Consider the following 21,570-nt stretch of genomic DNA (forward strand, 5'->3'; position numbering starts at 1 on the left):
AATCGCGGCAATGAGCCGTGAATTGCGCTAGAATACGACCACCTGGCTATGGCGTGTCGAACGGAGAGGTCTTTTGTCGATGCGTGGAAAAGTCATTCTGTCGTTGCTGGCGGTCGCCTGTGCGAGTGCGGCCTGGCTCTATCTGTCGCCGGACGCGCTGAACAAGGCTCAGCAGATCATCGGCACAAAGCAGGTCGCCGCGACAGACAAGCCGGCGGCCGACAAGGCGGCAGGCGGCAAACAGGGCGGTGGCGGAAACGGCGCCCGCTCGACCTCGATCGTTTCGGCGACGGCAACGACGGCTGACTTTCCGGTCCGCCGCTATGCCATCGGCTTCGTTTCCTCTCCGGCCGTGGTCAACATCAACGCGCGCGTCTCCAGCCAGATCGTGTCGATCGACGTCAAGGACGGGCAGATGGTGAAGGCAGGCGACCTCCTGTTCTCGCTCGACGACCGGGCGCTGAAGGCGCAACTCGCCAAGGACCAGGCAGCGCTTGCCAAGGACCAGGCGCTGCTTGCCAGCTCGAATTCCGACCTTCAGCGCGCCAAGGACCTCGTCGCCAAGCAGGCCGGTACGCAGCAGACCTACGACCAGGCCGTTGCGGCGCAGAAAGCGGCGGCGGCCACCGTCGATGCCGACAAGGCAACGATCGACGCGGACAATGTCCAGCTTGGCTTTGCCGCCATCGCCGCGCCGATCGCCGGCAGGCTGGGAGCGGTGAATGTCGCCGTCGGCGACCTCGTGACTGTCAGCAACGGCAACAGCAGCACGGCGACGCCACTGGTGACCATCACCCAGATGGACCCCTTGCAGGTCAACTTCAATCTGCCGGAAAGCGACCTTGCGCTGCTGCACAAGGCGCTTGCCAATCCACAGCAGAACGCGGTGACGTTGACCCAAAGCGGCGACCCGACGCCGATCGGCAAGGGTACGCTCGATTTCGTCGATTCCAGCGTCGACACCGCGTCGGGCACGATCGCCACACGGGCAAGCATTCCCAATGCCGATCTTTCCTTGTGGCCCGGCCAGTATGTGAATGTCGTCCTTGACGCCGGCATCATGCCGCAGATGACCTCGGTTCCGACCGTCGCGGTTCAGCCCAGCCAGAAGGGACCGTTCGTCTATGTGGTCAAGCCGGACAACACCGTCGAGATGCGGCCAGTGCAGGTGGCGCTGACCGAAGGCCAAAACAGCGCCATCAGCCAGGGGCTGAAAAGCGGCGAGAAGGTTGTCACCGAAGGCCAGACAAAGCTGAAGGACGGCGCCGCGGTGCATGAAGGCAAGGAAGCCGCGCCCAAGGTCGCCCAGGCGAACAACGCCGGCGAGGCAGGCCAATGATCTCCGAATTCTGCATCCGCAGGCCAGTCGCCACCCTTCTGATGTCGTTCGCCCTCGTGCTGGGCGGGCTGTTCGCGTACAAATTCCTGCCGGTCGCCGCATTGCCGAGCGCCGAATTTCCGGTGGTCAACGTCTCGGCCTCGCTGCCTGGCGCGTCGCCGGAAACCATGGCCACATCGGTGGCGACGCCGCTGATCAAGCAGTTCGCCACCATCGCCGGCATCGATTCCATCTCGACCACCAACGCGCTCGGCCAGACCTCGATCGCCATCCAATTCGTCCTCAACCGGAATATCGATGCGGCCGCGGCCGACGTGCAAGCCGCGATCGCGCGCACCCAGAAATCACTGCCGCCGCAGATGACGTCGCCGCCGAGCTATCGGAAGGTCAATCCGGCCGATGCGCCGATCCTGCTGATGTCGCTGGTCAGCGATACGGTTCCGCTGACCGACCTCGATGCCTTCGCCGAAAACGTCATCTCGCCGTCGCTGTCAACCATCGACGGCGTCGCGCAGGTGTCGATCTTCGGCCAGCAGAAATACGCGGTGCGCATCCAGATCGATCCGACCGCGCTTGCCGCGCGGGGCATTTCTATCGATCAGCTGCAAGCGGCTGTGGCTTCGGCCAACAGCAACACGCCGCTCGGCGTGCTGCAGAACAACAAGCAGCAGCTGACCATCACCGCCAACACGCAGCTTACCGATGCGGCCGGCTTCTCCAACCTCATCATCGCCACCAAGAACGGTCACCCGGTGCGGCTGGGCGAGGTGACCCGTGTCGTCGACTCGGTGCAGACCACCACGACCGCGAGCTGGTACGACGGTACCCGCGCGATCATCATGGCCGTGCAACGCCAGCCCGACGCCAATACGGTCGACGTCGTCGACAAGGTCAAGGCGATGCTGCCGTCCTTCCAGGACCAGATGCCGGCCGCCGCCCGGATCAAGCTGCTCAACGACCGATCGAGCTCGATCCGCCAGGCCGTCGACGACGTGCAGTTCACGCTGCTGTTGACCATCGCGCTGGTGGTCCTGGTGATCTTCGTGTTCCTGCGCCGGGTGACGGCGACCATCATCCCGGCCGTGGCGGTGCCGATCTCGCTGATCGCCACGCTCGGCGCGATGTTCCTGTTCGGCTTTTCCATCGACAACATCTCGCTGATGGGTCTGACGCTCGCCGTCGGCCTCGTCGTCGACGATGCCATCGTGATGCTCGAAAACATCTTCCGCCACATGGAAGAGGACGGGCTGTCGGCCTTCGATGCGTCGCTGAAGGGCGCGCGCGAGATCGGCTTCACCATCATCTCGATCTCGATCTCGCTGGTGGCGGTGTTCATCCCGGTGCTCCTGATGGGCGGCGTCATCGGACGCATCTTCAACGAGTTCGCCGTCGTGGTGACCGTCGCCATCCTGGCCTCGATGTTCGTGTCGCTGACGCTGACGCCCATGCTGTGCTCGCGGCTGCTGTCGGTGACCAAGGCCGACCGCGAGGCGCACGGCGCTGGCCACAAGCGCGATTTCATCACGCGCGGCTATGACTGGATCCTGAGCTTCTGCCTGCGGCACACCTTCCTGGTGTTCCTCGTCTTCATCGGCACCGCGGCAGCCTCGGTGTGGCTGATCGAGGTCTCGCCGAAGGGCTTCTTCCCGCAGGAGGATATCGGCCAGATTTCGGTGACCACGATCGCGCGCCAGGACATTTCGTTCGACGCCATGGCCAAGCTGCAAGGGCAGGTGGCCAGCGTGTTCTCGAAGTCGCCCTATGTCGACCATGTGGCGTGGTCGGCGGGCAGTGGCAACAATGCCCTCAACCAGGGGCAGCTCTTCGTCCAGCTCAAGGGCAAGGACCAGCGTCCCGATATCGAGAAGGTGCTTTCGGACCTGCGCAAGCAACTGGCCGGCGTGGCGGGCATCGAGACCTACATGCAGCCGGTGCAGAACCTGCGGCTCGGTTCGCGGTCGTCGGCCAGTGCCTACCAGCTCGTGGTTCAGGGCCTCGATACCGGACAGACCGATATCTGGGCGCAGAAGATGAATGACGCGATGGCGGCTGACCATGCGACCTTCGCCGATGTCACCAGCGACCTGCAGAACAATGCGTTGCAGGCGTCGCTGGTGGTGGATCGCGACAAGGCCGCGCAGCTCGGCATCGATACCGACACGCTCCGCTCGGCGCTTTATGGCGGGTTCGGCACCGACCAGGTTTCAACGATCTTCGGTTCGGCCGACAGCTACGAAGTCATCACCGAACTCGATCCCAAGATCGAATGGTCGCCGGAGCGGATGCTCGCCATCCAGATGCGGACGGCGAGCGGGAGCCTGGTGCCGCTCGGCGCCTTCGCCCGGGTCGATCGCACGGCCGGTGCCTTGACGGTCAATCAGCTCGGCCAGCTTCCGGCCGTGACCATCTCCTACAACCTGCCGCAGGGCGTGGCGCTGGGCGACAGTGTGAAACGCATCGACGCGCTGAAAGAACAGATCGGCATGCCGGCGGCGATCTCCACGACCTTCGCCGGCACGGCCAAGACCTTCCAGGATTCGCTCGCCAACCAGGGCCTACTGGTCGGCGGCGCCATCCTGACCATCTATATCGTGCTCGGCATTCTGTATGAGAGCTTCATCCACCCGCTCACCATCTTGACGGGCCTGCCGTCGGCTGTGCTCGGGGCGGTTGTCGCCTTGCGCTTCGCCGGCATGGATCTGTCCGTCATCGCGGTGATCGGCATCCTGATGCTGATCGGTATCGTCAAGAAGAACGGCATCATGATGGTCGATGTCGCGCTTGAACTGCGACGAGAAGGCATGTCGGCCACCGACTCCATCCACAAGGCCTGCCTGATGCGGTTCAGGCCGATCATGATGACGACGCTGGCAGCACTGATGGGCACGTTCCCGATCGCGCTCGGCACCGGCGCCAGCGCGGAACTTCGCCAGCCGCTGGGCGTAGCCGTCGTGGGCGGCTTGCTCGCTTCGCAAGCGCTGACTTTGTTCGTGACGCCGGTGATCTATGTCTACATGGAGAATTTCTCAGGCTGGCTGGTCGGGCTCATGCCGAAGCGCAAAGCCGAGTTGCATCTGGTCGAAGAGGGCGATCAGCCTTCGCTGTTCGGCACCAATGACGACATCCCGGGCGAGCCACAGAAGACGGCCGCCGAGTAGCGGGCGGACAAAGCTCCGGTCCCTGTTGGCCCAAGCCATGGAGCTTGCGGCCGGCGGGTCGGAACCGTAATTTGCGGCCATGTCCCACGATCATGACCACGACAACGAACTCGATCCGTTTGCCGCGCGGGTGCGGGCGCTGGAAACCATCCTGACCCGCAAGGGGCTGATCGATCCGGCCGCGATCGACGTCATCGTCGATACCTACGAGACGAAGATCGGCCCGCGCAACGGTGCCAAGGTGGTGGCCAAGGCCTGGAGCGATCCCGCTTTTGCCGAGTGGCTGAAGCGCGACGCGACGCGGGCAATCGAATCGCTGAGCTATACCGGCCGGCAAGGCGAGCACATGCAGGCGGTGTTCAACACTGGGGACACCCACAACCTCGTCGTCTGCACGCTGTGTTCCTGTTATCCGTGGTCGGTGCTTGGCTTGCCGCCGGTGTGGTACAAGGCGCCGCCCTATCGGTCGCGCGCGGTAATCGATCCGCGCGGCGTGCTCGAGGAATTCGGGCTGGTGCTGCCGGCCGGGACGAAGATACGCGTCTGGGATTCGACGGCGGAACTGCGCTATCTCGTCGTGCCAATGCGGCCGGAGGGCACCGAAGGCTGGAGCGAGGAGCGGCTGGCGGAACTGGTGAGCCGCGATGCCATGATCGGCACCGCGCTGGCGAGTCAACCGGCATGAACGGGCCGCAGGATCTCGGCGGACAGATGGGGTTCGGCCCGGTCGCGCCCGAAAAGGATGAACCCTATTTCCACGCTCCGTGGGAGCGGCGGGCGCTCGGTGTGACGCTCTGCGCCGGCGGCATGGGCGCCTGGAACATCGACGAGAGCCGGCACGCGCGGGAATCGCTGCATCCGGCCGACTATTACAGCTTCAGCTACTATCAGATATGGATCAAGGCGCTGGAGACCCTGCTCAAGCGGCACGGCTTCGTCAGCGAACGCGACCTCGGGGCAGGCGAGGCGATCGATCCGGCGGCGACTCCGAAACGGGTGCTGAAGGCGGAAAACGTTCCGGCCGTGCTGGCCAAGGGCGGTCCGTGTGACCGGCCGGTCGAGACAGCGCCGCGCTTCAAGGCTGGTGATTCGGTGCGGACCAAAAACTTCAATCCGACCGGCCATACCAGGCTGCCGCGCTATGCGCGCGACAAGAACGGGATGATCGAGGCCGTGCGCGACGGCTTCGTCTTCCCCGACAGCAATGCGCATGGGCAGGGCGAGAATCCGCAGTGGGTCTATACCGTGGTTTTCGACGGCACGGAAATCTGGGGCGAGGGCGCCGACCCGACACTGACCGTCTCGATCGACGCCTGGGAGAGCTATCTTGAACCGGCGTGAAGTGAAGGGGCCTGCCGCCGGTTTGCCCGCCGGCCTCGACGCACCAGTTTTCGCCGAGCCATGGCAGGCCGGAGCCTTCGCCATGACGGTGGCGCTGCACGACAAGGGCCTGTTTTCGTGGAGCGAGTGGGCCGATGCGCTGTCGGCCGAGGTGAAGAAGCCAGGTGCCGCGGCGGACGGCCATGATTATTACAAGCATTGGCTGGCGGCGCTTGAAACCCTGCTTGCTTCCAAGGGGCTGGCAGCCAAACCCGATGTCGATGCGATGGCGCAGGCCTGGGAGCGCGCCGCCCACGCCACGCCGCATGGCAAGCCGATTCTGCTGGAGAACGATCCGGGGCCGACTGTAGGTCACTAATGTCGTAGCAGCTACGCGACCTAAAATGGATCTAGGTCCGCGTACCAAAAAAACCGATGATAAGGAGAAGACCGCCGAAGGAGGCGAAAGCGCCGGCTATTGCAGAGAACATGAGACAGCGTAGGTGCTTGAATTTACTTTGGGTCAAGATGCTGCTAACTCGGCTGTTCTTGCGTGCAGCCCGTTCCCAATAGTGCAGAGCTCGCTCATCTGGTCTGGTTACAAGCGCTCCCGTCTTGGTCAAAGCCAGGTAAATACTGCAAAGCATTCCCAAAAAGCTGATTACAAACACGGCAACACACGTCCACACTGCTAGGGGGATGAGTAATGGTTGTCCTTCCATCACGAGCTTCATGTGCTCTCGATCCTGAGTGCTGCATTGCTAGCCTAAACGCCTTAACGTCCGGTTCCTAGCCAAAGTTCAAACGAGACTTGGCTGATTGCGTTCCCTTTACGTTCTTGGCTGCGGCTGATAGCCTGAACCGTAGGGGGTTCGCCACCGGCTGAGTAGTTGATGTGGCGGCTATCTTGTGTTTGCCTCGCGAATCCGGTCACACGATCAGATGGAATTTTCACCCCAACAGGATGAGGCGCTGCAAGCGGTCGCCCGCTGGCTGAAGACCGGCAAGCCGCAGTTGTTCCGGCTGTTCGGCTATGCCGGCACCGGCAAGACGACGCTGGCGCGCTATTTCGCCGAGCATGTCGACGGCCAGGTGCAGTTCGCCGCCTTCACCGGCAAGGCGGCGCAGGTGCTGCGCTCCAAGGGGGCGGTCAACGCCCGCACCATCCATTCGCTGATCTACCGGCCCAAGGGCGAGGAATCGGTGGCCGACGAGGTGACCGGCAAGACGTCGATGTCGCCGACCTTTTCGCTCAATCGACAGAGCCCGATCTCGCGCGCGAAACTGGTCGTCATCGACGAATGCTCGATGGTCGACGAACAGCTCGGTCGCGACCTGATGAGTTTCGGCACGCCGATCCTGGTGCTGGGCGATCCCGGCCAGTTGCCGCCGATCTCGGGCGGCGGCTTCTTCACCGATCACGAGCCTGATTTCTTGCTCACCGAGATCCACCGGCAGGCGCGCGACAACCCGATCCTGCGGCTGGCGCTCGATGTGCGCGAGGGCCGCGAATTCATGCGCGGCGACTATGGCAGCGCGCAGGTGATCGGCAAGGAAGACGTCAACCAGGAACTGGTGCTGAGGGCTGACCAGGTGCTGGTCGGCACCAACCGGACGCGGCGGCGCTATAACCAGCGCCTGCGCGAGTTGAAGGGCTTCAATGCGGATTACCCACAAGCGGGCGACAAGCTGGTGTGCCTGCGCAACGACCCCGCCAAAGGCCTGCTCAACGGCTCGCTGTGGAAGGTAATGACCTCGTCGCGCGAGACGGTGAAGCCCGGCATCAACCTTCTGGTGTCGCCCGAAGAGGACGATCCGGATCGTGGCGTCGCCAAGATCAAGCTGCTCAAGGCGGCGTTCGAGGATCCGGACGCCGAAATCCCCTGGCAGCAGAAGAAGCGCTTCGACGATTTCGACTATGGCTATGCGCTGACCGTGCACAAGGCGCAGGGCTCGCAATGGAACGAGATCGTGCTGTTCGACGAAAGCTGGGCCTTCAAGGAAACGCGCCAGCGTTGGCTTTATACAGCCATCACCCGGGCCGCTGAACGACTGACGATCGTCAGATAGAAGGGATTGGCGTCAGATAGAAGGGGGTCGGCGGGTAGGTGGAAACCGTTTCATCCTCTTTCTGGAGCGGCCGTGGCCTCCTGGCCCGTCGGTCGCGCCCCGAGCCATTCCCAGGCAGCAGCTTCGTCCTCGATCTTGAAATGCCTGAATTCGACGGGCGACGATGCGGGCAAGGCGCGTCGTGCGTTGGGCGTCCAGTCAGGCGCGCCGATCGCCGCGCAACGGCCAATATGTTCCAATGCGTGGACGGCACCCTTCTTGATGGTCTCATCGGAGATGTCGGCCCAGTCGACGCCCTCGTGATCGACTATGCGCACGGCCACGTCGATTCTCTGATGGAGCAAATAGGCCGCCTCGAGCAGGCCAAACAGGTTCTCGGCATCGGCGGCCGAGACATGGCCGACCACATCGATGGCAAAGAGGTCGTCGCGGCTGGTCTCGATGCGGCGGATCGCCGGCACGGATTGGAGGAAATTCAAGGTAGCGCCTCCTTTTCGTGGAGTATGTTGGTCTTCTGGAACACCGGAAAGGCCCTATCTGTTCCCGTTAAAGACGCTATAGATGCGCCGTCTCAAATGCGCCGTGCCAAAACGAATGAGCGTGGCGCGCCTCGATAGCCTGTTTCACGGACGCCAGCCCATGCCCGCCAAGCTTTCCGTCAACCTCAACGCCATCGCCATGCTGCGCAACCGGCGCGACCTGCCATGGCCCAGCGTAATCGGCGTCGGCCGCCTCGCCCTTGCCGCCGGAGCGCATGGGCTGACGGTGCATCCGCGCCCCGACGAACGTCACACCCGGCATTCCGACCTGCCCGAGATCAGGGCGCTGATCGACGACGAGTTCCCGCAGGCGGAATTCAACATCGAGGGCTACCCAAACGAGGATTTCCTGGCGCTTGTCGAGAAGCACCAGCCTGAGCAGGTGACGCTGGTGCCCGACGATCCGGCACAGGCAACCTCCGACCACGGCTGGAACTTCATCGCCGATGCGACGTTCCTGACGCCGATCGTCAAGCGTCTGAAGAAGGGCGGTTTCAGGGTCTCGCTGTTTTCCGACGCCGATCCCGCCGGCATAGGGGCCGCGCGCGATACGGGCGCCGATCGTATCGAACTCTATACCGGCCCTTATGGCAGCTACCATTCCGATTCCGGTAAGGCGGCCAAGGAATTGGAAAGGTTGGGGAAAACCGCTGACGTGGCATTTGCCGCCGGCCTCCAGGTCAATGCCGGGCACGATCTGACGGTGGCCAATCTGCCCGCGCTGGCAAAACGCATTCCGGCATTGGCCGAAGTGTCGATCGGACATGGGTTGACAGCCGACGCATTGGAGTATGGCATGGCCGGCACGGTGGGGCGGTTTCTCAGGGCTTGCGGCTGGTAGGGGTAATGCTTCGTATTGGTATGGCAGCCATCGCGTGCATTTGATAGTTTGTCGCCGCATGCATGGAGCACCGCGCGCTTATCGGAGAGTGGTCGATGGCCCTTGCCAATCGCGGGAGCGAGGCTGAAACCGTCGAGCAATCGAGCCATGCCGCGGTCGAGCAGCACAGCACCAAGGTTCTGATGCTGGGCGCGCTCGGTGTCGTCTATGGCGACATAGGCACAAGTCCGATCTACGCCTTCCGAGAGGCGCTTCACGCTTCGCCCGGCATCGCAACGCGCGTTCACGTGCTTGGCGTGCTGTCGCTGATCGTCTGGGCGCTGACGATCATCGTGACCATCAAATACGTCGCCTTCGTGCTTCGTGCCGACAACAAGGGCGAAGGCGGCACGCTGTCGCTGATGTCGCTGGCACGCAGCGCCTATCCCAAAGGCGCCCGGCTGATCCTTGTGATCGGCCTTTGCGGCGCGGCGCTGTTTTTCGGCGATTCGATCATAACGCCTGCCATCTCGGTGCTGTCGGCGGTCGAAGGCCTGACGGTGGTGACCCCGACGCTGGACGCCTATGTCGTGCCGGTCACGCTGGTCATCCTTGCTATCCTGTTTTCCGTGCAGCGCTTCGGCACGGGAAAGGTGGCGGCGGTGTTCGGGCCGGTGACGGCGCTGTGGTTCCTGGCCATCGGCGTTGCGGGCATCTATCACTTGATGGATGACCCATCGATCCTGCTGGCCATCAATCCCTATTACGCGGTCGCCTATCTGGCCAGCACGCCCACCGCCGCCTTCGTCACAGTCGGCGCTGTCTTCCTGGCAGTGACCGGGGCCGAGGCGCTCTACGTGGATCTCGGCCATTTCGGACGCAGGCCGATCGTGCTGGCATGGTTTTCCGTGGTGTTTCCCTGCCTGCTGCTCAACTATTTCGGGCAGGGCGCGTTTGTGCTCGCCCATGGCGGAAAACCGACCAATCCGTTCTTCGAGATGCTGCCAGACTGGGCGCTGATGCCGATGGTGGGACTTGCAACGGCCGCGACAGTGATTGCCAGCCAGGCGGTCATCTCAGGGGCTTTTTCGCTCACCCGCCAGGCGGTGCAGCTCAACCTTCTGCCACGCATCGAGGTACAGCATACGTCGGAAATGCAGTCCGGGCAGATCTATATGCCGCGCGTCAACCTTCTTATTGCGTTGGGGGTGATGCTGCTGGTGGTCGGTTTCGGCAGTTCGAGTTCGCTGGCTTCCGCCTATGGCATCTCGGTGACCGGCGAAATGTTGATGACGACGATCCTGCTGTTCGTGGTGATGCGCAAGATGTGGAAATGGAAGCTGGCGCTCGCCCTGGCGCTGACCTTGCTGTTCGGCATCATCGACAGCGGCTTCTTCCTGGCCAACGTCGTGAAGATCGTGGAAGGCGGCTGGGTCTCGATCACCGTTGCCTGCCTGATGGGGCTGATCATGTGGACGTGGATACGCGGCAGCCGCTATCTCTTCAACAAGACGCGCCGCAACGAAATCCCGCTCGATTTCCTCGCTGGCAACCTGTTGAAGAAAAAGCCGCAGCTGGTGTCCGGCACCGCGGTGTTCCTGACCAGCGATCCGCTCAGCGCGCCGACCGCCTTGATGCACAGCCTGAAGCACTACAAGGTTCTGCACGAGCAGAACGTCATCCTTTCGGTGGTGACCGCGCCTCAGCCGGTGGTGCCCGACAGCGAGCGCGTCAAGATGGAGACGGTCAACGAGCTGTTCATGCGGGTGACGCTGACTTTCGGCTATATGGAACAGCCCAACATTCCACGCGCGCTGGCGATCTGCCGCAAGCAGGGCTGGAAGTTCGACATCATGACGACATCCTTCTTCCTGTCGCGGCGCTCGCTCAAGGCTTCGCCCAATTCCGGCATGCCGGTATGGCAGGACCGGCTGTTCATCGGCCTGGCGCGCTCGGCGGCGGACGCGACGGAGTATTTCCAGATCCCGACCGGCCGCGTCGTTGAAATCGGCACGCAGGTTGCCATTTAACAGACACGTGCTCGCCGGCCCGCAGGTGTTGCCGGGGGTCCGGACGTGAACCTGCGAGCGTCGTAGGAACCGACATCCGCTGGAAGTCGCCCACAAGGAGCCCCGCGCTGTCAGCATGAGTGCCATAACGTTACGGCACTTGATATTGCATTGCAGCAAGCGTAGAGCACCGCGCGTTTATCGGAGTGTCGTACATGGCCCTTGCCAATGCTGGTAGTGAGGCAGAACCCGTCGACCAATCGAGTCATCCCGAAATCGAGCAGCACAGCACCAAGGTGTTGATGCTGGGCGCACTCGGCGTGGTCTATGGCGATATCGGCACCAGCCCGATCTATGCGCTCCGGGAGGCGTTGCACGCTTCGTCCGGCAGCGATGTCGCCACCCGTGCCGATATTCTCGGCGTCCTGTCGCTGATCATCTGGTCGCTGACCATTACGGTCACGGTAAAATACATCATGTTCGTGCTGCGTGCCGACAACCGCGGCGAGGGCGGCGTGCTGTCGCTGATGGCGCTGGCCCGCGGCAGTTTTCCGAAGCGCTCGGCGGTGATTCTCGGCATCGGCATCGTCGGCGCCTCGCTGTTTTTCGGTGACGCGGTCATTACGCCGGCGATTTCGGTGCTTTCGGCGGTCGAGGGCATGAATGTCGTCACCCCCACCTTCCAGCCCTATGTCGTGCCATTGACGCTGGTCATCCTCGCTGTGGTGTTTGCCGTCCAGCGCTTCGGTACCGGCGGCGTTGGGCTGGTGTTCGGCCCGGTGACCGCGGTGTGGTTCCTGGCCATCGGCTTGTCCGGCATCAATCACATCATCGTCGATCCGGAAATCCTGTGGGCCGTCAGCCCCCACTATATCGTCGCTTTCCTGATCAATTCGCCCGACGTCGCCTTCGTCACTGTCGGTGCTGTGTTTCTGGCAGTGACCGGCGCAGAAGCGCTCTATGCCGATCTCGGCCATTTCGGTCGCAAGCCGATCGTGCTTGCCTGGCTTGCGATCGTGTTCCCCTGCCTGCTGCTCAATTATGCCGGGCAAGGCGCCTTCATACTGGCGAATGGCGGCGTGGTGGGCCATCCGTTCTTCGAGATGAACGGGGGTTGGACTCTTATCCCGATGGTGGTGCTGGCGACGGCGGCTACCGTCATCGCCAGCCAGGCGGTCATTTCAGGGGCTTTTTCGCTGACCCGCCAGGCGGTGCAGCTGAACATGCTGCCGCGGCTGGAAATCCTCCACACATCGGAAAAGCAGTCCGGCCAGATCTACATGCCGCGCGTCAACCTGCTGCTGGCCCTGGTGGTGATGATGCTGGTGGTCGGCTTCGGCGAATCGAGCAAGCTGGCCTCCGCCTACGGCATCTCGGTAACCGGCAACATGCTGGTGACGACGGTGCTGCTCTACGTCGTCATGACCCGCATCTGGAAGTGGAAGCTGTCGCTGGCGATCCCGCTGACCGTGCTGTTCGCCTTCATCGATATCGGCTTCTTCGCCTCCAATATCGTCAAGGTGTTCGAAGGCGGCTGGGCGTCGCTGGTCGTGGCCTTCACCATCGTGCTGGGCATGTGGACCTGGGTGCGCGGCAGCCGCTATCTCTTCAACAAGACGCGCCGCAACGAGATCCCGCTCGATTTCCTCGCCGGCAATCTGCTGAAGAAGAAGCCGCAGCTCGTCTCGGGCACCGCGGTGTTCCTGACCAGCGATCCGCTCAGCGCGCCGACCGCCTTGATGCACAGCCTGAAGCACTACAAGGTTCTGCACGAGCAGAACGTCATCCTTTCGGTGGTAACCGCGCCTCAGCCGGTGGTGCCCGACAGCGAGCGCGTCAAGATGGAGACGGTCAACGAGCTGTTCATGCGGGTGACGCTGACTTTCGGCTATATGGAACAGCCCAACATTCCACGCGCGCTGGCGATCTGCCGCAAGCAGGGCTGGAAGTTCGACATCATGACGACGTCCTTCTTCCTGTCGCGGCGCTCGCTCAAGGCTTCGCCCAATTCCGGCATGCCGCTATGGCAGGACCGGCTGTTCATCGGCCTGGCGCGCACGGCGGCGGATGCGACGGAGTATTTCCAGATCCCGACCGGACGTGTGGTAGAAATCGGCACGCAGGTGGCGATCTGACGAGTTCGATCGTCTCGACCTAAACGGGGAGGCTGAGATGGGCGGCGAATTGGTGCTTGTCACAGGCGGATCGGGTTTCCTCGGTGCACATTGTATTCTTGCCCTGCTGAAGGCGGGCTATCGCGTGCGCACGACGGCGCGCTCCGCCAAGCGCGAAGCCGACGTTATCGCCATGCTGAAGGCCGGCGGCGCCGAGCCGGGCGACAGGCTCTCCTTTGCCATCGCCGACCTCATGGCGGATGCCGGCTGGCCCGACGCTATCGCCGGCTGCGACTATGTCCTGCATGTCGCGTCACCGTTCCCGCCCGGCGTTCCGAAGCATGAGGATGACCTGATCATCCCGGCTCGCGAAGGCGCCTTGCGCGTGCTCAGGGCGGCGCGAGACACCGGCGTCAAACGCGTCGTGCTGACATCGTCCTTCGCGGCCATCGGCTGTGGCAAGATGCTGCCCGACGGCCGGCCCTTCACCGAGGAGAGCTGGACCGATCCAACGGCCAAGGTCAGCGCCTATGTGAAGTCGAAGACGCTCGCCGAAAGCGCGGCCTGGGATTTCATCGCCGCCGAGGGTGGTGGCATGGAATTGGCGGTCATCAATCCGGTCGGACTTTTCGGGCCTGTACTAGGTCCGACCATTCGACCTCCACCGCATTTGTCCAGCGCATGATGAACGGTGCCATGCCAGGGCTGCCGCGCCTGTCCTTCGGGGTGGTCGATGTGCGCGACGTGGCGGACCTGCATGTGCGCGCCATGACCAATCCGCCGCCAAGGGCGAGCGGTTTCTGGCCGTCGCCGGCGATTTCATGACTGTACGGGCGATTGCGCAGACGGTGAAGATGCGGCTCGGCGCCGCCGCGTCGCGTGTCTCGACGCGGGAGCTTCCTGATTGGCTGGTGCGGATGGTGGGGCTATTCAACGCGGAAGCCGCGCAACTCGTGACGGAACTCGGCAAGGTCAAGAACGCCACCAACGCCAAGGCGGTGCGCATGCTCGGCTGGGCGCCGCGCTCGCGCGAGGACGCGCTCGCCGCCACCGGAGAAAGCCTGGTCCGGCTCGGGCTTGTCAAAACGCCGAAATAGCGCGGCGGGAGAAAGACTTCCCGCCGCGCTGGTTTCAGCCTGCCAATGCGGCCTTGTTGGCCTCGAGGAACTGCTTCAGCGGTACCGACTTCCGGCCGGAAAGCTTTTCGACGGAGTCCGTCACCATGCCAAGGCCGCCAACGCGCGTGGCAGCGTCGAAGGATACGAGAAGCCGGGCGATGGGCTCGGGAAGGCCTGCGCTCTTCATCCCCTCGGTCAAGGCTTCGTCCGAGAGCTGAATGACCTGGATCGGCTTGCCGGTGACCTCGGTGACAAGTGCCGCGACTTCGGCTGACGTATAGGCCTTGGGGCCGGTCAGCGTGTACGTCTTGCTTTCGGTGTTGTCCGAAGCCAGCCCCGCGGCTATGGCGGCGGCGAGATCGTCACGCGCGCCATAGGAAATGGCGCCGTCGGCCGCGGACGTATACCATTGGCCCGAAGCGAGGATCTGCGGCATCGCCATGAACAGGTTCTCGTCATACCAACCATTGCGGAAGATCGTGTAGGGGATGCCGCTCGCCTTGATCGCCTGTTCGGTGTCGTAATGGTCGGGCGCGAAGAGCACCGGCGAACCCGGCTCCGTGTTGGGCATCGAGGTGTAGAGCAGGTGGGCGATGCCCGCCTGCCTGGCTGCCGTGACGGCGGCAAGCTGCTGTTCGCGCCGCTTTCCCTGGATCGCCAGCTCGTTGGTCGAAATGATGAGCGCCCGGTCGGCGCCGGCGAAGGCTTTGGCGAGCGAGGCTTGATCGTCGAAATCGGCCTCGCGAACGGTGACGCCGCGCGCTGACAGGTCGGCAAGATTGGCGGGCGTGCGGGTCGTGGCGATGATCCGGGCCGCCGGCACCTCTAATGTGTCCAGCAGATGGTTGATGACGCTGCGGCCGAGCTGGCCGGACGCGCCGGTGACGAGAAGAGTTGCGGTCATGGAGGATCCTGACATTGCGCCGGAAGGGCGGTTCGGGTGGTGATCTCAAAAAGAGACCAGCACTAAAATAGGAATTGACCCGCTGCCGTAAAGAAGGCAGTTTTTCGGGAGGTAGGCACACGCAGGGAACCAGTCATGGACAGCCGGACCGTCAATCTGAAATCCAAACTCGAAGTCTACAAAGCCATGACCGAAGGCGGAAACATTGCCGATTGCCCGGTCCGTGACGTCATTCAGGGGCTCAATGGCAAATGGAGCTCGCTGTTGACGGCGGCCCTGGCAGAGCAGCCCTACCGCTTCGGCGAGCTGCGGCGGCTGGTTCCCGACATTTCGCAGCGCATGCTGACCCAGACGCTCTATGATCTGCAGCGCGACGGCTATGTGCGTCGCGAAGTGTTTCCGACCAAGCCGCCCAGCGTCGAATACAGCCTGACCGACCTTGGGCGCTCGATGTTCGACGCTTTGCAGCATTTGTTGCATTGGGCTGAAAACAACCACGATGCGGTGCGCGACGCCCGCACTGCCTTCGATTCAATACCGGCTTGACCAGCCGGCAGTCTTCGGCGTCGCGACTTGATTTCATCCGGCGGCTGAAGGATTGTCCCGGCCAGTGCGGCTTGGGGGCAACGGCATTTCCTACCATATCGCAATTGCAGGCGCCGGTCCGGCTGGGCTGGCCATGGCGCTCTATCTCAGGCGTGCCGGGCACCGGGTCACCATCTTCGAGCGCTTCGAGGAACCGAAGCCGGTCGGCTCCGGGTTGATCCTGCAGCCGACCGGATTGACGGTGCTTGCCGACCTCGGCCTGCTCGACGACATCATGGCACTGGGCAGCAGGATCGACCGGCTGCATGGCGCCGATGCCTCCACCGGCCGCACCGTGCTCGACGTCTGCTACGACGCCCAGCACGGCGGCCGCTTCGGCCTGGCGGTGCACCGGGCAGCCCTGTTCGGCGTGCTGTTTCGCGCTGCCCGGCGTGAGACCATCGCCATCGAAACCGGCGTCGAAATCGAGACTTTGGACATCGGCGACCGGGCGACGCTGGTCCGTGGCAATGGACGAAGGGCAGGGCCGTTCGATCTCGTCGTCGACGCCAGCAGTTCGCGTTCGAAACTGCGGCAGTGCGCCGGCAATGCCAGGGCACCACGACCACTCACCTATGGCGCATTATGGGCATCGCTGGATTGGCGAGGCGAGGGCTTTGACGAGCACGCGCTTTTGCAGCGCTACGACAAGGCCAGCGTGATGATCGGCGTGCTGCCGATCGGCCGGCCGGAGCCGGGTTCCGAAAGGATGGCGGCATTCTTCTGGAGCCTGAAACCGGCGGATGCCGATGCCGTGCGCAACCTTGGCATCGATGCCTGGAAGGAGCGGGTGGTGCGGCTGTGGCCGCAGGTCGAGGCGTTCACCAACCAGATCGGCAGTTTCGACCAGCTCTCGCTGGCCCGCTATGGCCATCACACGATGAAGTCTCCGGTTGGCCGGCGGTTGGCCGTGATCGGCGACGCCGCGCATTCGACCAGTCCGCAGCTTGGCCAGGGCGCCAACATGGCGCTGCTCGACGCCGCGGCGCTCAGCCATGCGCTGGAGCGAACGGGCAGCGTCGAGGCTGCGCTCGAAGGCTATGCGAAAGCGCGGCGCTGGCATGTGCGGGCCTTCCAGGCGCTGTCGCTGGCATTCACGCCCTTCTACCAGTCGGACTCCGTGGCGCTGCCTTTCATCCGCGACAGGCTGGTGGCGACGATCGCCAAGATTCCGCCGGCGCCGCGGTTCCTGGCCTCGATGGTGGCCGGCACGGTGATCGATCCGTTCAGGCGGGTAGGGCTTGCCGAAGCGCGCTGGCCGGATCGCGTTGCCGAATGAGGCTCGATAGAAAAGACCCCTTCGCCCGCAGGAAAGCATGCAGCCGCTGCAGATAGTCCGGCGCCACGGCTTGCCTGATCGACGGACGGTCGCTCAACGCTTCGCGCCACGCCTGGACAAGCGGCTTGCCTTCCAGGATGCCGAAATCGCCGATCCGGTCGAAAGCGTCGAGGTAGCGGAAGACCGGACCGTAAACGGCATCGACGAGGGAAAAGCGGCTGCCAGCGAACCATGGCCCGCTCCGCGGGGTATCGTTAGCGAGTTCAGCCTCAAGGCGGTCAAACATCGCCGACAGCGCGCTGGACTCGGCGAGGAGGCCGGCCTCGCTCGGCGCTGAATAGAACCGGCCGATGGCGTTGAGGATGGCTGAGCCATACTCGATCCAGGCACGGTGGCGGGCGCGTGCATAGGGGTCGGCAGGGTGGAGCGGATTGGCCTGTGTTTCCTCGAGGAATTCGAGGATGACCGCGGATTCGAAGATTATCGTCTCGTCGCCATTTTGCCGTACGCGCAGCAGCGGCACCTTGCCGAGCGGCGAGATCGCCTTGAACCAGTCTGGCTTGTCGGCGAGGTCGATGTCGATCCGCTCGAACGGGACGCCCTTCTCGGCCAGCGAGATCGCCGCACGCTGGACGTAGGGGCAGAGGGGATGGCTGACGAGAATGAGGGTGTCGGCGGGTTTCATGGAATGTGCCTTTCGATATCGATGCAACTGCATTTATGTAGATGCGTATGCATTGATCGTCAAGCTTGATGCAATGGCATCTATCTCTTAGGATACGGCATGACAGAGACAGCCATGCCTTCGCCGGAGGCCATCAAGGTCTGGGCCCGCCTGATGCGGGTGTCGCGCCAACTGATGGAACGTGCCGAAGACGCGCTGAAGGAGGACGGCCTGCCGCCGCTTGCATGGTACGACGTGCTGCACGAGCTTGCCGAGGCCGGCGAGGGCGGCTTGCGGCCATTTCAACTGATCGAACGCACCCTGTTTGCGCAATACAACATCTCGCGGCTGTTGGCCCGGCTCGAGGCCGACCGGCTGGTCGAGAAACTGCCGGTGGCCGATGACGGCCGTGGGCAAACCATCCGCATCACGGCCAGGGGACGTGAGACGCGCCGCCGGATGTGGGCGGTCTACGGACGCTCGATCGCTGAACTGGTGGGTGCCAAGCTCTCGCCGGATGAGTTGAGCACGGTCTCGGCACTGCTCGGCCGGCTGCGCCATCCGCCTGCCGCGGACTGATTCCGCAGAGACGAGCCCGGCCTGGCGGGTCAAGGCAGATGGCTGCCCCACAGAAAAGACAGCGTCGCCAGCACACCGAGCGCCGCGCGGACCAGGTGCAGATTGCCCCATCTGACGATCAGCGCCCTGGCCTGCGGATTGGCCGCTTCCGGGTCCATTGCCTCCAGCACTCGATTGGTCGGCATCATCACAACAAGGGTCCACGGCCAGGGCAGGATGATCGCCACCGCGCCGCCGAGAAAGGCAAGCCCGCCGGTCTGCCAGCAGGCGACAAGGCCGAGAACGCAGGCGACGATGGCGATCGATGCCTGCATGGCCGCACCGCGTTTGTAGGAAGGCTGCCATTCCTGGAGCAGGGACCTGTCATTCAGCCGCAACCGTGCCGGCTGCTCGGCCACGCTGACATAGATCGCCGCACCGGCGAACACGGCGGCTATGGCCAAGGCCAGCAAACCGGCCAGCATGTTTCTCCCCTTTAGGACGGCGGCAGCGAAGCCGACCGGAGAGAAATAGGGCTTGCCAGGTTCGGTGCAATAGGTCATAGAAAGGCCGAACCGTAACGTACGGTACGGCTTGCCGAAAATGACTGGCTTGGTCGTCCGCGAGGAAAGAGCGTGTTGCACATCGTGCCTGACATCGACAACAGCGAGACGCTGACGGAGCGGCAGCAGGCCGTCCTGGATGCGGCACTGCGGCTGCTGGTCGAGGAAGGCGACGACCTGACCATGACCGCCGTGGCGCGGCGTGCGAGCTGTTCCAAGGAAACGCTCTACAAATGGTTCGGCGACCGCGACGGGCTGCTGACGGCGACCGTGCAGTGGCAGGCGTCGAAGGTGCGGGTGGCGCAGGTTGACGGCAAGGGGCTCGACCTTGCCTCGCTGACGGCGAGCCTGGAGCGCTTTGCCTGCGACTGGCTCAAGGTCATTTCAAGCGATACCTCGATCGCGCTCAATAGGGTGGCGGTTGGTCATGCGGGGTCGGGTAAGGACAATCTCGGCGCCGTCGTGCTGGAGAATGGGCGCTTTGCACTGGCCAAGCGGCTGAAGCCGGTGCTGGAAGCCGGCCGGCAGGCAGGGCTCCTTGAATTTGCGGATGCCGAGACGGCATTCCGTACCTTTTTCGGGCTGGTTGGCCGGGATGTGCAGATCCGTCTGCTGCTCGGTGACCGGCTGGAATTGACTGAGGCGGCGATCAGCGGCGATGCCATCCGCGCGACGCAACAGTTTCTCGCTCTTTTCGGAGCAAAAACCGGGCCTCAAGGCCTTTGATCTTCAAAACGGGAAGGAAGTAAAATGCGTGTCTATTACGATCGTGATGCCGATCTCAACCTGATCAAGGGCAAGAAGGTCGCCATCATCGGCTATGGCAGCCAGGGCAGGGCGCATGCGCTCAACCTCAAGGATTCCGGCGCCAAGGAGATCGCCATCGGCCTCAAGACCGGCTCGGCGACCGCCAAGAAAGTCGAGGCCGACGGGCTCAAGGTAATGAGCGTCGCCGATGCCGCCAAATGGGCCGACCTGATGATGATGGCAACCCCCGACGAATTGCAGGCCGACATCTACAAGAACGAGATCGCGCCGAACATCCGCGACGGCGCCGCGATCGCCTTCGCGCACGGCCTCAACGTGCATTTCGGCCTCATCGAGCCGAAGTCGACCGTCGACGTCGTCATGATCGCGCCGAAGGGCCCGGGCCACACGGTGCGCGGCGAATACCAGAAGGGCGGCGGTGTGCCGTGCCTGGTCGCCGTCAACCAGGACGCCTCGGGCAACGCGCTCGACCTCGCTCTGTCCTACGCCTGCGGCGTCGGCGGCGGCCGTTCGGGCATCATCGAGACCAATTTCCGCGAGGAATGCGAGACCGACCTGTTCGGCGAGCAGGTCGTGCTATGCGGCGGCCTGGTCGAACTGATCCGCGCCGGCTTCGAGACGCTGGTGGAAGCCGGTTACGCGCCGGAAATGGCCTATTTCGAGTGTCTGCACGAGGTCAAGCTGATCGTCGACCTGATCTATGAAGGCGGTATCGCCAACATGAACTACTCGATCTCCAACACCGCCGAATGGGGCGAATACGTCTCGGGTCCGCGCATCATCACCGCCGAGACCAAGGCCGAGATGAAGCGCGTGCTGAAGGACATCCAGACGGGAAAATTCACCTCGGAATGGATGCAGGAATACCGCGCCGGCATGTCGCGATTCAAGGGCATCCGCCGCAACAATGACAACCACCAGATCGAGGAAGTCGGCGCCAAGCTGCGCGCGATGATGCCGTGGATTTCCAAGAACAAGCTGGTCGACAAGGCCAAGAACTAAGCGAAATCAAAACGTCCGAAGCCCTCTAACTTCGAACGGTCAAGCCCAAAAACGGCGCCAGGTGGCGCCGTTTTCATTTTCTCGCATCAGCCGCAGCCAGCTCAGCTATAGGGCGACCAGCACTGCTGGCGCGGGCCGTTATAGGGCTGGAAGGTGTTGTCGTAGGCGCGATATGAACGGTAGCGGTTGTAGCACCACCGGACATGGGCGCTCGAAAGCCGGCCGGCGCGGTAGTAGCGGCGCGGCGCCGGCGCATAGTAATCGTAGTTGTTATAGTTGTTGTACATGCTGCCAAGGCCGAGCCCCAGGCCAAGACCGAGAATTGCAGCGGCGCCGTCATCGTAGTAGCCGCCGCGATAGTGGCGGCGGCCATGGCGCCAGCGCCAGTCATCGCCGCGACTCCAATTACCGCCACCATTCCAGTGGCGGCCGCTCCAGTTGCCTCCGCCATGCCAGTGGCGGCCGCTCCAGTTGCCACCACCATTCCAGTGGCCGCCGTTCCAGTTGCGGCGCCATCTCCAATCGCCGCCATTGTTGTTGCCGCCGGCCCAGCCTTCGCGGACCGGGGTGACCGTTGGCGCGGCGGTGCTCGCCGGGATCGATACATCGGGCTGCAGGATCGGACCGGCGGCGGATGGCGCCGTGATGCCGGAGACAATACCGAGCGCAATCAGCCCGGATTTGACAGTGGAAGAAAAGAGCGAATTCATTGCACTCTCCAAGAGAACAGGCCCCACGCCTACCCTGGGAATGGGCCTAC

The 21,570-nt window shown here is 63.3% G+C and carries 19 protein-coding genes and 1 pseudogene; 15 read left to right on the top strand and 5 right to left on the bottom strand.

The window, feature by feature from the left end; genetic code table 11:
- Positions 1-79: 79 nt before the first annotated feature.
- From O7A61_RS04105 to O7A61_RS04130, 6 genes are all read left to right on the top strand, one after another.
- Positions 80-1,339: an efflux RND transporter periplasmic adaptor subunit gene (locus O7A61_RS04105; protein ID WP_337128505.1), complete on the top strand. Its 1,260-nt coding sequence runs from the start codon at positions 80-82 to the stop codon at positions 1,337-1,339.
- Entirely contained in the window at positions 1,336-4,497 is a 3,162-nt protein-coding gene (locus O7A61_RS04110; protein ID WP_337128507.1) for an efflux RND transporter permease subunit, read from the top strand. Before O7A61_RS04105 ends, O7A61_RS04110 begins: the two co-directional genes overlap by 4 nt.
- Positions 4,498-4,576: 79 nt before the next feature.
- Positions 4,577-5,182 carry a nitrile hydratase subunit alpha gene (nthA, locus tag O7A61_RS04115; RefSeq protein ID WP_337128508.1) on the top strand — a complete coding sequence of 202 codons (606 nt, stop codon included), beginning with the start codon at positions 4,577-4,579 and terminating at the stop codon, positions 5,180-5,182.
- Positions 5,179-5,838, top strand: a complete 660-nt coding sequence (gene nthB / locus O7A61_RS04120) for a nitrile hydratase subunit beta (protein WP_337128510.1) — start codon at positions 5,179-5,181, stop codon at positions 5,836-5,838. Before nthA ends, nthB begins: the two co-directional genes overlap by 4 nt.
- Positions 5,825-6,196 carry a nitrile hydratase accessory protein gene (locus O7A61_RS04125; protein ID WP_337128511.1) on the top strand — a complete coding sequence of 124 codons (372 nt, stop codon included), beginning with the start codon at positions 5,825-5,827 and terminating at the stop codon, positions 6,194-6,196. The genes nthB and O7A61_RS04125 overlap by 14 nt, the downstream gene beginning before the upstream one ends.
- 563 nt (positions 6,197-6,759) lie before the next feature.
- Positions 6,760-7,887 (top strand): ATP-dependent DNA helicase, encoded by a 1,128-nt coding sequence (locus O7A61_RS04130; RefSeq protein WP_027146532.1) that lies wholly within the window; start codon positions 6,760-6,762, stop codon positions 7,885-7,887.
- Between the two features lie 50 nt (positions 7,888-7,937).
- Here O7A61_RS04130 and O7A61_RS04135 read toward each other — a convergent pair whose 3' ends face one another.
- Positions 7,938-8,366 (bottom strand): STAS/SEC14 domain-containing protein, encoded by a 429-nt coding sequence (locus O7A61_RS04135; protein WP_337104892.1) that lies wholly within the window; start codon positions 8,364-8,366, stop codon positions 7,938-7,940.
- Positions 8,367-8,526: 160 nt separating this feature from the next.
- Here O7A61_RS04135 and O7A61_RS04140 point away from each other — a divergent pair, with 160 nt between their 5' ends.
- From O7A61_RS04140 to O7A61_RS04155, 4 genes and pseudogenes are all read left to right on the top strand, one after another.
- Positions 8,527-9,267, top strand: a complete 741-nt coding sequence (locus O7A61_RS04140; RefSeq protein WP_337128513.1) for a pyridoxine 5'-phosphate synthase — start codon at positions 8,527-8,529, stop codon at positions 9,265-9,267.
- 95 nt (positions 9,268-9,362) lie between these two features.
- Positions 9,363-11,276 (top strand): potassium transporter Kup, encoded by a 1,914-nt coding sequence (locus O7A61_RS04145; protein ID WP_337128515.1) that lies wholly within the window; start codon positions 9,363-9,365, stop codon positions 11,274-11,276.
- A 194-nt stretch (positions 11,277-11,470) separates the two neighbouring features.
- Positions 11,471-13,390, top strand: a complete 1,920-nt coding sequence (locus tag O7A61_RS04150) for a potassium transporter Kup (protein ID WP_337128517.1) — start codon at positions 11,471-11,473, stop codon at positions 13,388-13,390.
- A gap of 37 nt (positions 13,391-13,427) precedes the next feature.
- A pseudogene (locus O7A61_RS04155) lies at positions 13,428-14,466 on the top strand (SDR family oxidoreductase).
- Positions 14,467-14,500: 34 nt separating this feature from the next.
- Here the strand turns inward: O7A61_RS04155 and O7A61_RS04160 are convergent.
- Entirely contained in the window at positions 14,501-15,391 is an 891-nt protein-coding gene (locus O7A61_RS04160; RefSeq protein ID WP_337128519.1) for an SDR family oxidoreductase, read from the bottom strand.
- A gap of 135 nt (positions 15,392-15,526) precedes the next feature.
- Between O7A61_RS04160 and O7A61_RS04165 the strand changes: the two genes are divergently transcribed.
- Together O7A61_RS04165 and O7A61_RS04170 are read left to right on the top strand one after the other, a co-directional pair.
- Positions 15,527-15,937 carry a winged helix-turn-helix transcriptional regulator gene (locus O7A61_RS04165; RefSeq protein ID WP_337128521.1) on the top strand — a complete coding sequence of 137 codons (411 nt, stop codon included), beginning with the start codon at positions 15,527-15,529 and terminating at the stop codon, positions 15,935-15,937.
- A 52-nt stretch (positions 15,938-15,989) separates the two neighbouring features.
- Complete coding sequence (locus O7A61_RS04170; protein ID WP_337128523.1) at positions 15,990-17,255, top strand: FAD-dependent oxidoreductase; 1,266 nt, start codon at positions 15,990-15,992, stop codon at positions 17,253-17,255.
- Here O7A61_RS04170 and O7A61_RS04175 read toward each other — a convergent pair.
- Positions 17,203-17,940: a glutathione S-transferase family protein gene (locus O7A61_RS04175; RefSeq protein WP_337128525.1), complete on the bottom strand. Its 738-nt coding sequence runs from the start codon at positions 17,938-17,940 to the stop codon at positions 17,203-17,205. The genes O7A61_RS04170 and O7A61_RS04175 overlap by 53 nt on opposite strands.
- A 99-nt stretch (positions 17,941-18,039) precedes the next feature.
- Here O7A61_RS04175 and O7A61_RS04180 point away from each other — a divergent pair, with 99 nt between their 5' ends.
- On the top strand, positions 18,040-18,498 hold the full coding sequence (locus O7A61_RS04180) for a MarR family winged helix-turn-helix transcriptional regulator (protein WP_337128526.1): 459 nt from the start codon (positions 18,040-18,042) through the stop codon (positions 18,496-18,498).
- A gap of 29 nt (positions 18,499-18,527) precedes the next feature.
- Here O7A61_RS04180 and O7A61_RS04185 read toward each other — a convergent pair whose 3' ends face one another.
- Complete coding sequence (locus tag O7A61_RS04185) at positions 18,528-18,959, bottom strand: DUF1772 domain-containing protein (RefSeq protein WP_337128545.1); 432 nt, start codon at positions 18,957-18,959, stop codon at positions 18,528-18,530.
- Between the two features lie 153 nt (positions 18,960-19,112).
- Between O7A61_RS04185 and O7A61_RS04190 the strand changes: the two genes are divergently transcribed.
- Positions 19,113-19,766, top strand: coding sequence for a TetR/AcrR family transcriptional regulator (locus O7A61_RS04190; RefSeq protein WP_337128528.1), 654 nt, complete (start codon positions 19,113-19,115; stop codon positions 19,764-19,766).
- Positions 19,767-19,790: 24 nt separating this feature from the next.
- Positions 19,791-20,810 carry a ketol-acid reductoisomerase gene (gene ilvC / locus O7A61_RS04195; protein ID WP_337128529.1) on the top strand — a complete coding sequence of 340 codons (1,020 nt, stop codon included), beginning with the start codon at positions 19,791-19,793 and terminating at the stop codon, positions 20,808-20,810.
- Between the two features lie 101 nt (positions 20,811-20,911).
- Here the strand turns inward: ilvC and O7A61_RS04200 are convergent, their stop codons facing one another.
- Positions 20,912-21,520, bottom strand: coding sequence for a BA14K family protein (locus tag O7A61_RS04200; RefSeq protein ID WP_337128530.1), 609 nt, complete (start codon positions 21,518-21,520; stop codon positions 20,912-20,914).
- Positions 21,521-21,570: the final 50 nt, after the last annotated feature.

Source organism: Mesorhizobium sp. Cs1321R2N1 (genome assembly GCF_037179725.1).
In the GTDB taxonomy this organism is placed as follows: domain Bacteria; phylum Pseudomonadota; class Alphaproteobacteria; order Rhizobiales; family Rhizobiaceae; genus Mesorhizobium; species Mesorhizobium salmacidum.

Excerpts from the sequence above, each read along its gene's own strand:
- O7A61_RS04105 (WP_337128505.1), top strand. The coding sequence starts at position 80 with ATGCGTGGAAAAGTCATTCTGTCGTTGCTGGCGGTCGCCTGTGCGAGT.
- O7A61_RS04110 (WP_337128507.1), top strand. The coding sequence starts at position 1,336 with ATGATCTCCGAATTCTGCATCCGCAGGCCAGTCGCCACCCTTCTGATG.
- nthA (WP_337128508.1), top strand. The coding sequence starts at position 4,577 with ATGTCCCACGATCATGACCACGACAACGAACTCGATCCGTTTGCCGCG.
- nthB (WP_337128510.1), top strand. The coding sequence starts at position 5,179 with ATGAACGGGCCGCAGGATCTCGGCGGACAGATGGGGTTCGGCCCGGTC.
- O7A61_RS04130 (WP_027146532.1), top strand. The coding sequence starts at position 6,760 with ATGGAATTTTCACCCCAACAGGATGAGGCGCTGCAAGCGGTCGCCCGC.
- O7A61_RS04140 (WP_337128513.1), top strand. The coding sequence starts at position 8,527 with ATGCCCGCCAAGCTTTCCGTCAACCTCAACGCCATCGCCATGCTGCGC.
- O7A61_RS04145 (WP_337128515.1), top strand. The coding sequence starts at position 9,363 with ATGGCCCTTGCCAATCGCGGGAGCGAGGCTGAAACCGTCGAGCAATCG.
- O7A61_RS04150 (WP_337128517.1), top strand. The coding sequence starts at position 11,471 with ATGGCCCTTGCCAATGCTGGTAGTGAGGCAGAACCCGTCGACCAATCG.
- O7A61_RS04160 (WP_337128519.1), bottom strand. The coding sequence starts at position 15,391 with ATGACCGCAACTCTTCTCGTCACCGGCGCGTCCGGCCAGCTCGGCCGC.
- O7A61_RS04165 (WP_337128521.1), top strand. The coding sequence starts at position 15,527 with ATGGACAGCCGGACCGTCAATCTGAAATCCAAACTCGAAGTCTACAAA.
- O7A61_RS04175 (WP_337128525.1), bottom strand. The coding sequence starts at position 17,940 with ATGAAACCCGCCGACACCCTCATTCTCGTCAGCCATCCCCTCTGCCCC.
- O7A61_RS04180 (WP_337128526.1), top strand. The coding sequence starts at position 18,040 with ATGACAGAGACAGCCATGCCTTCGCCGGAGGCCATCAAGGTCTGGGCC.
- ilvC (WP_337128529.1), top strand. The coding sequence starts at position 19,791 with ATGCGTGTCTATTACGATCGTGATGCCGATCTCAACCTGATCAAGGGC.
- O7A61_RS04200 (WP_337128530.1), bottom strand. The coding sequence starts at position 21,520 with ATGAATTCGCTCTTTTCTTCCACTGTCAAATCCGGGCTGATTGCGCTC.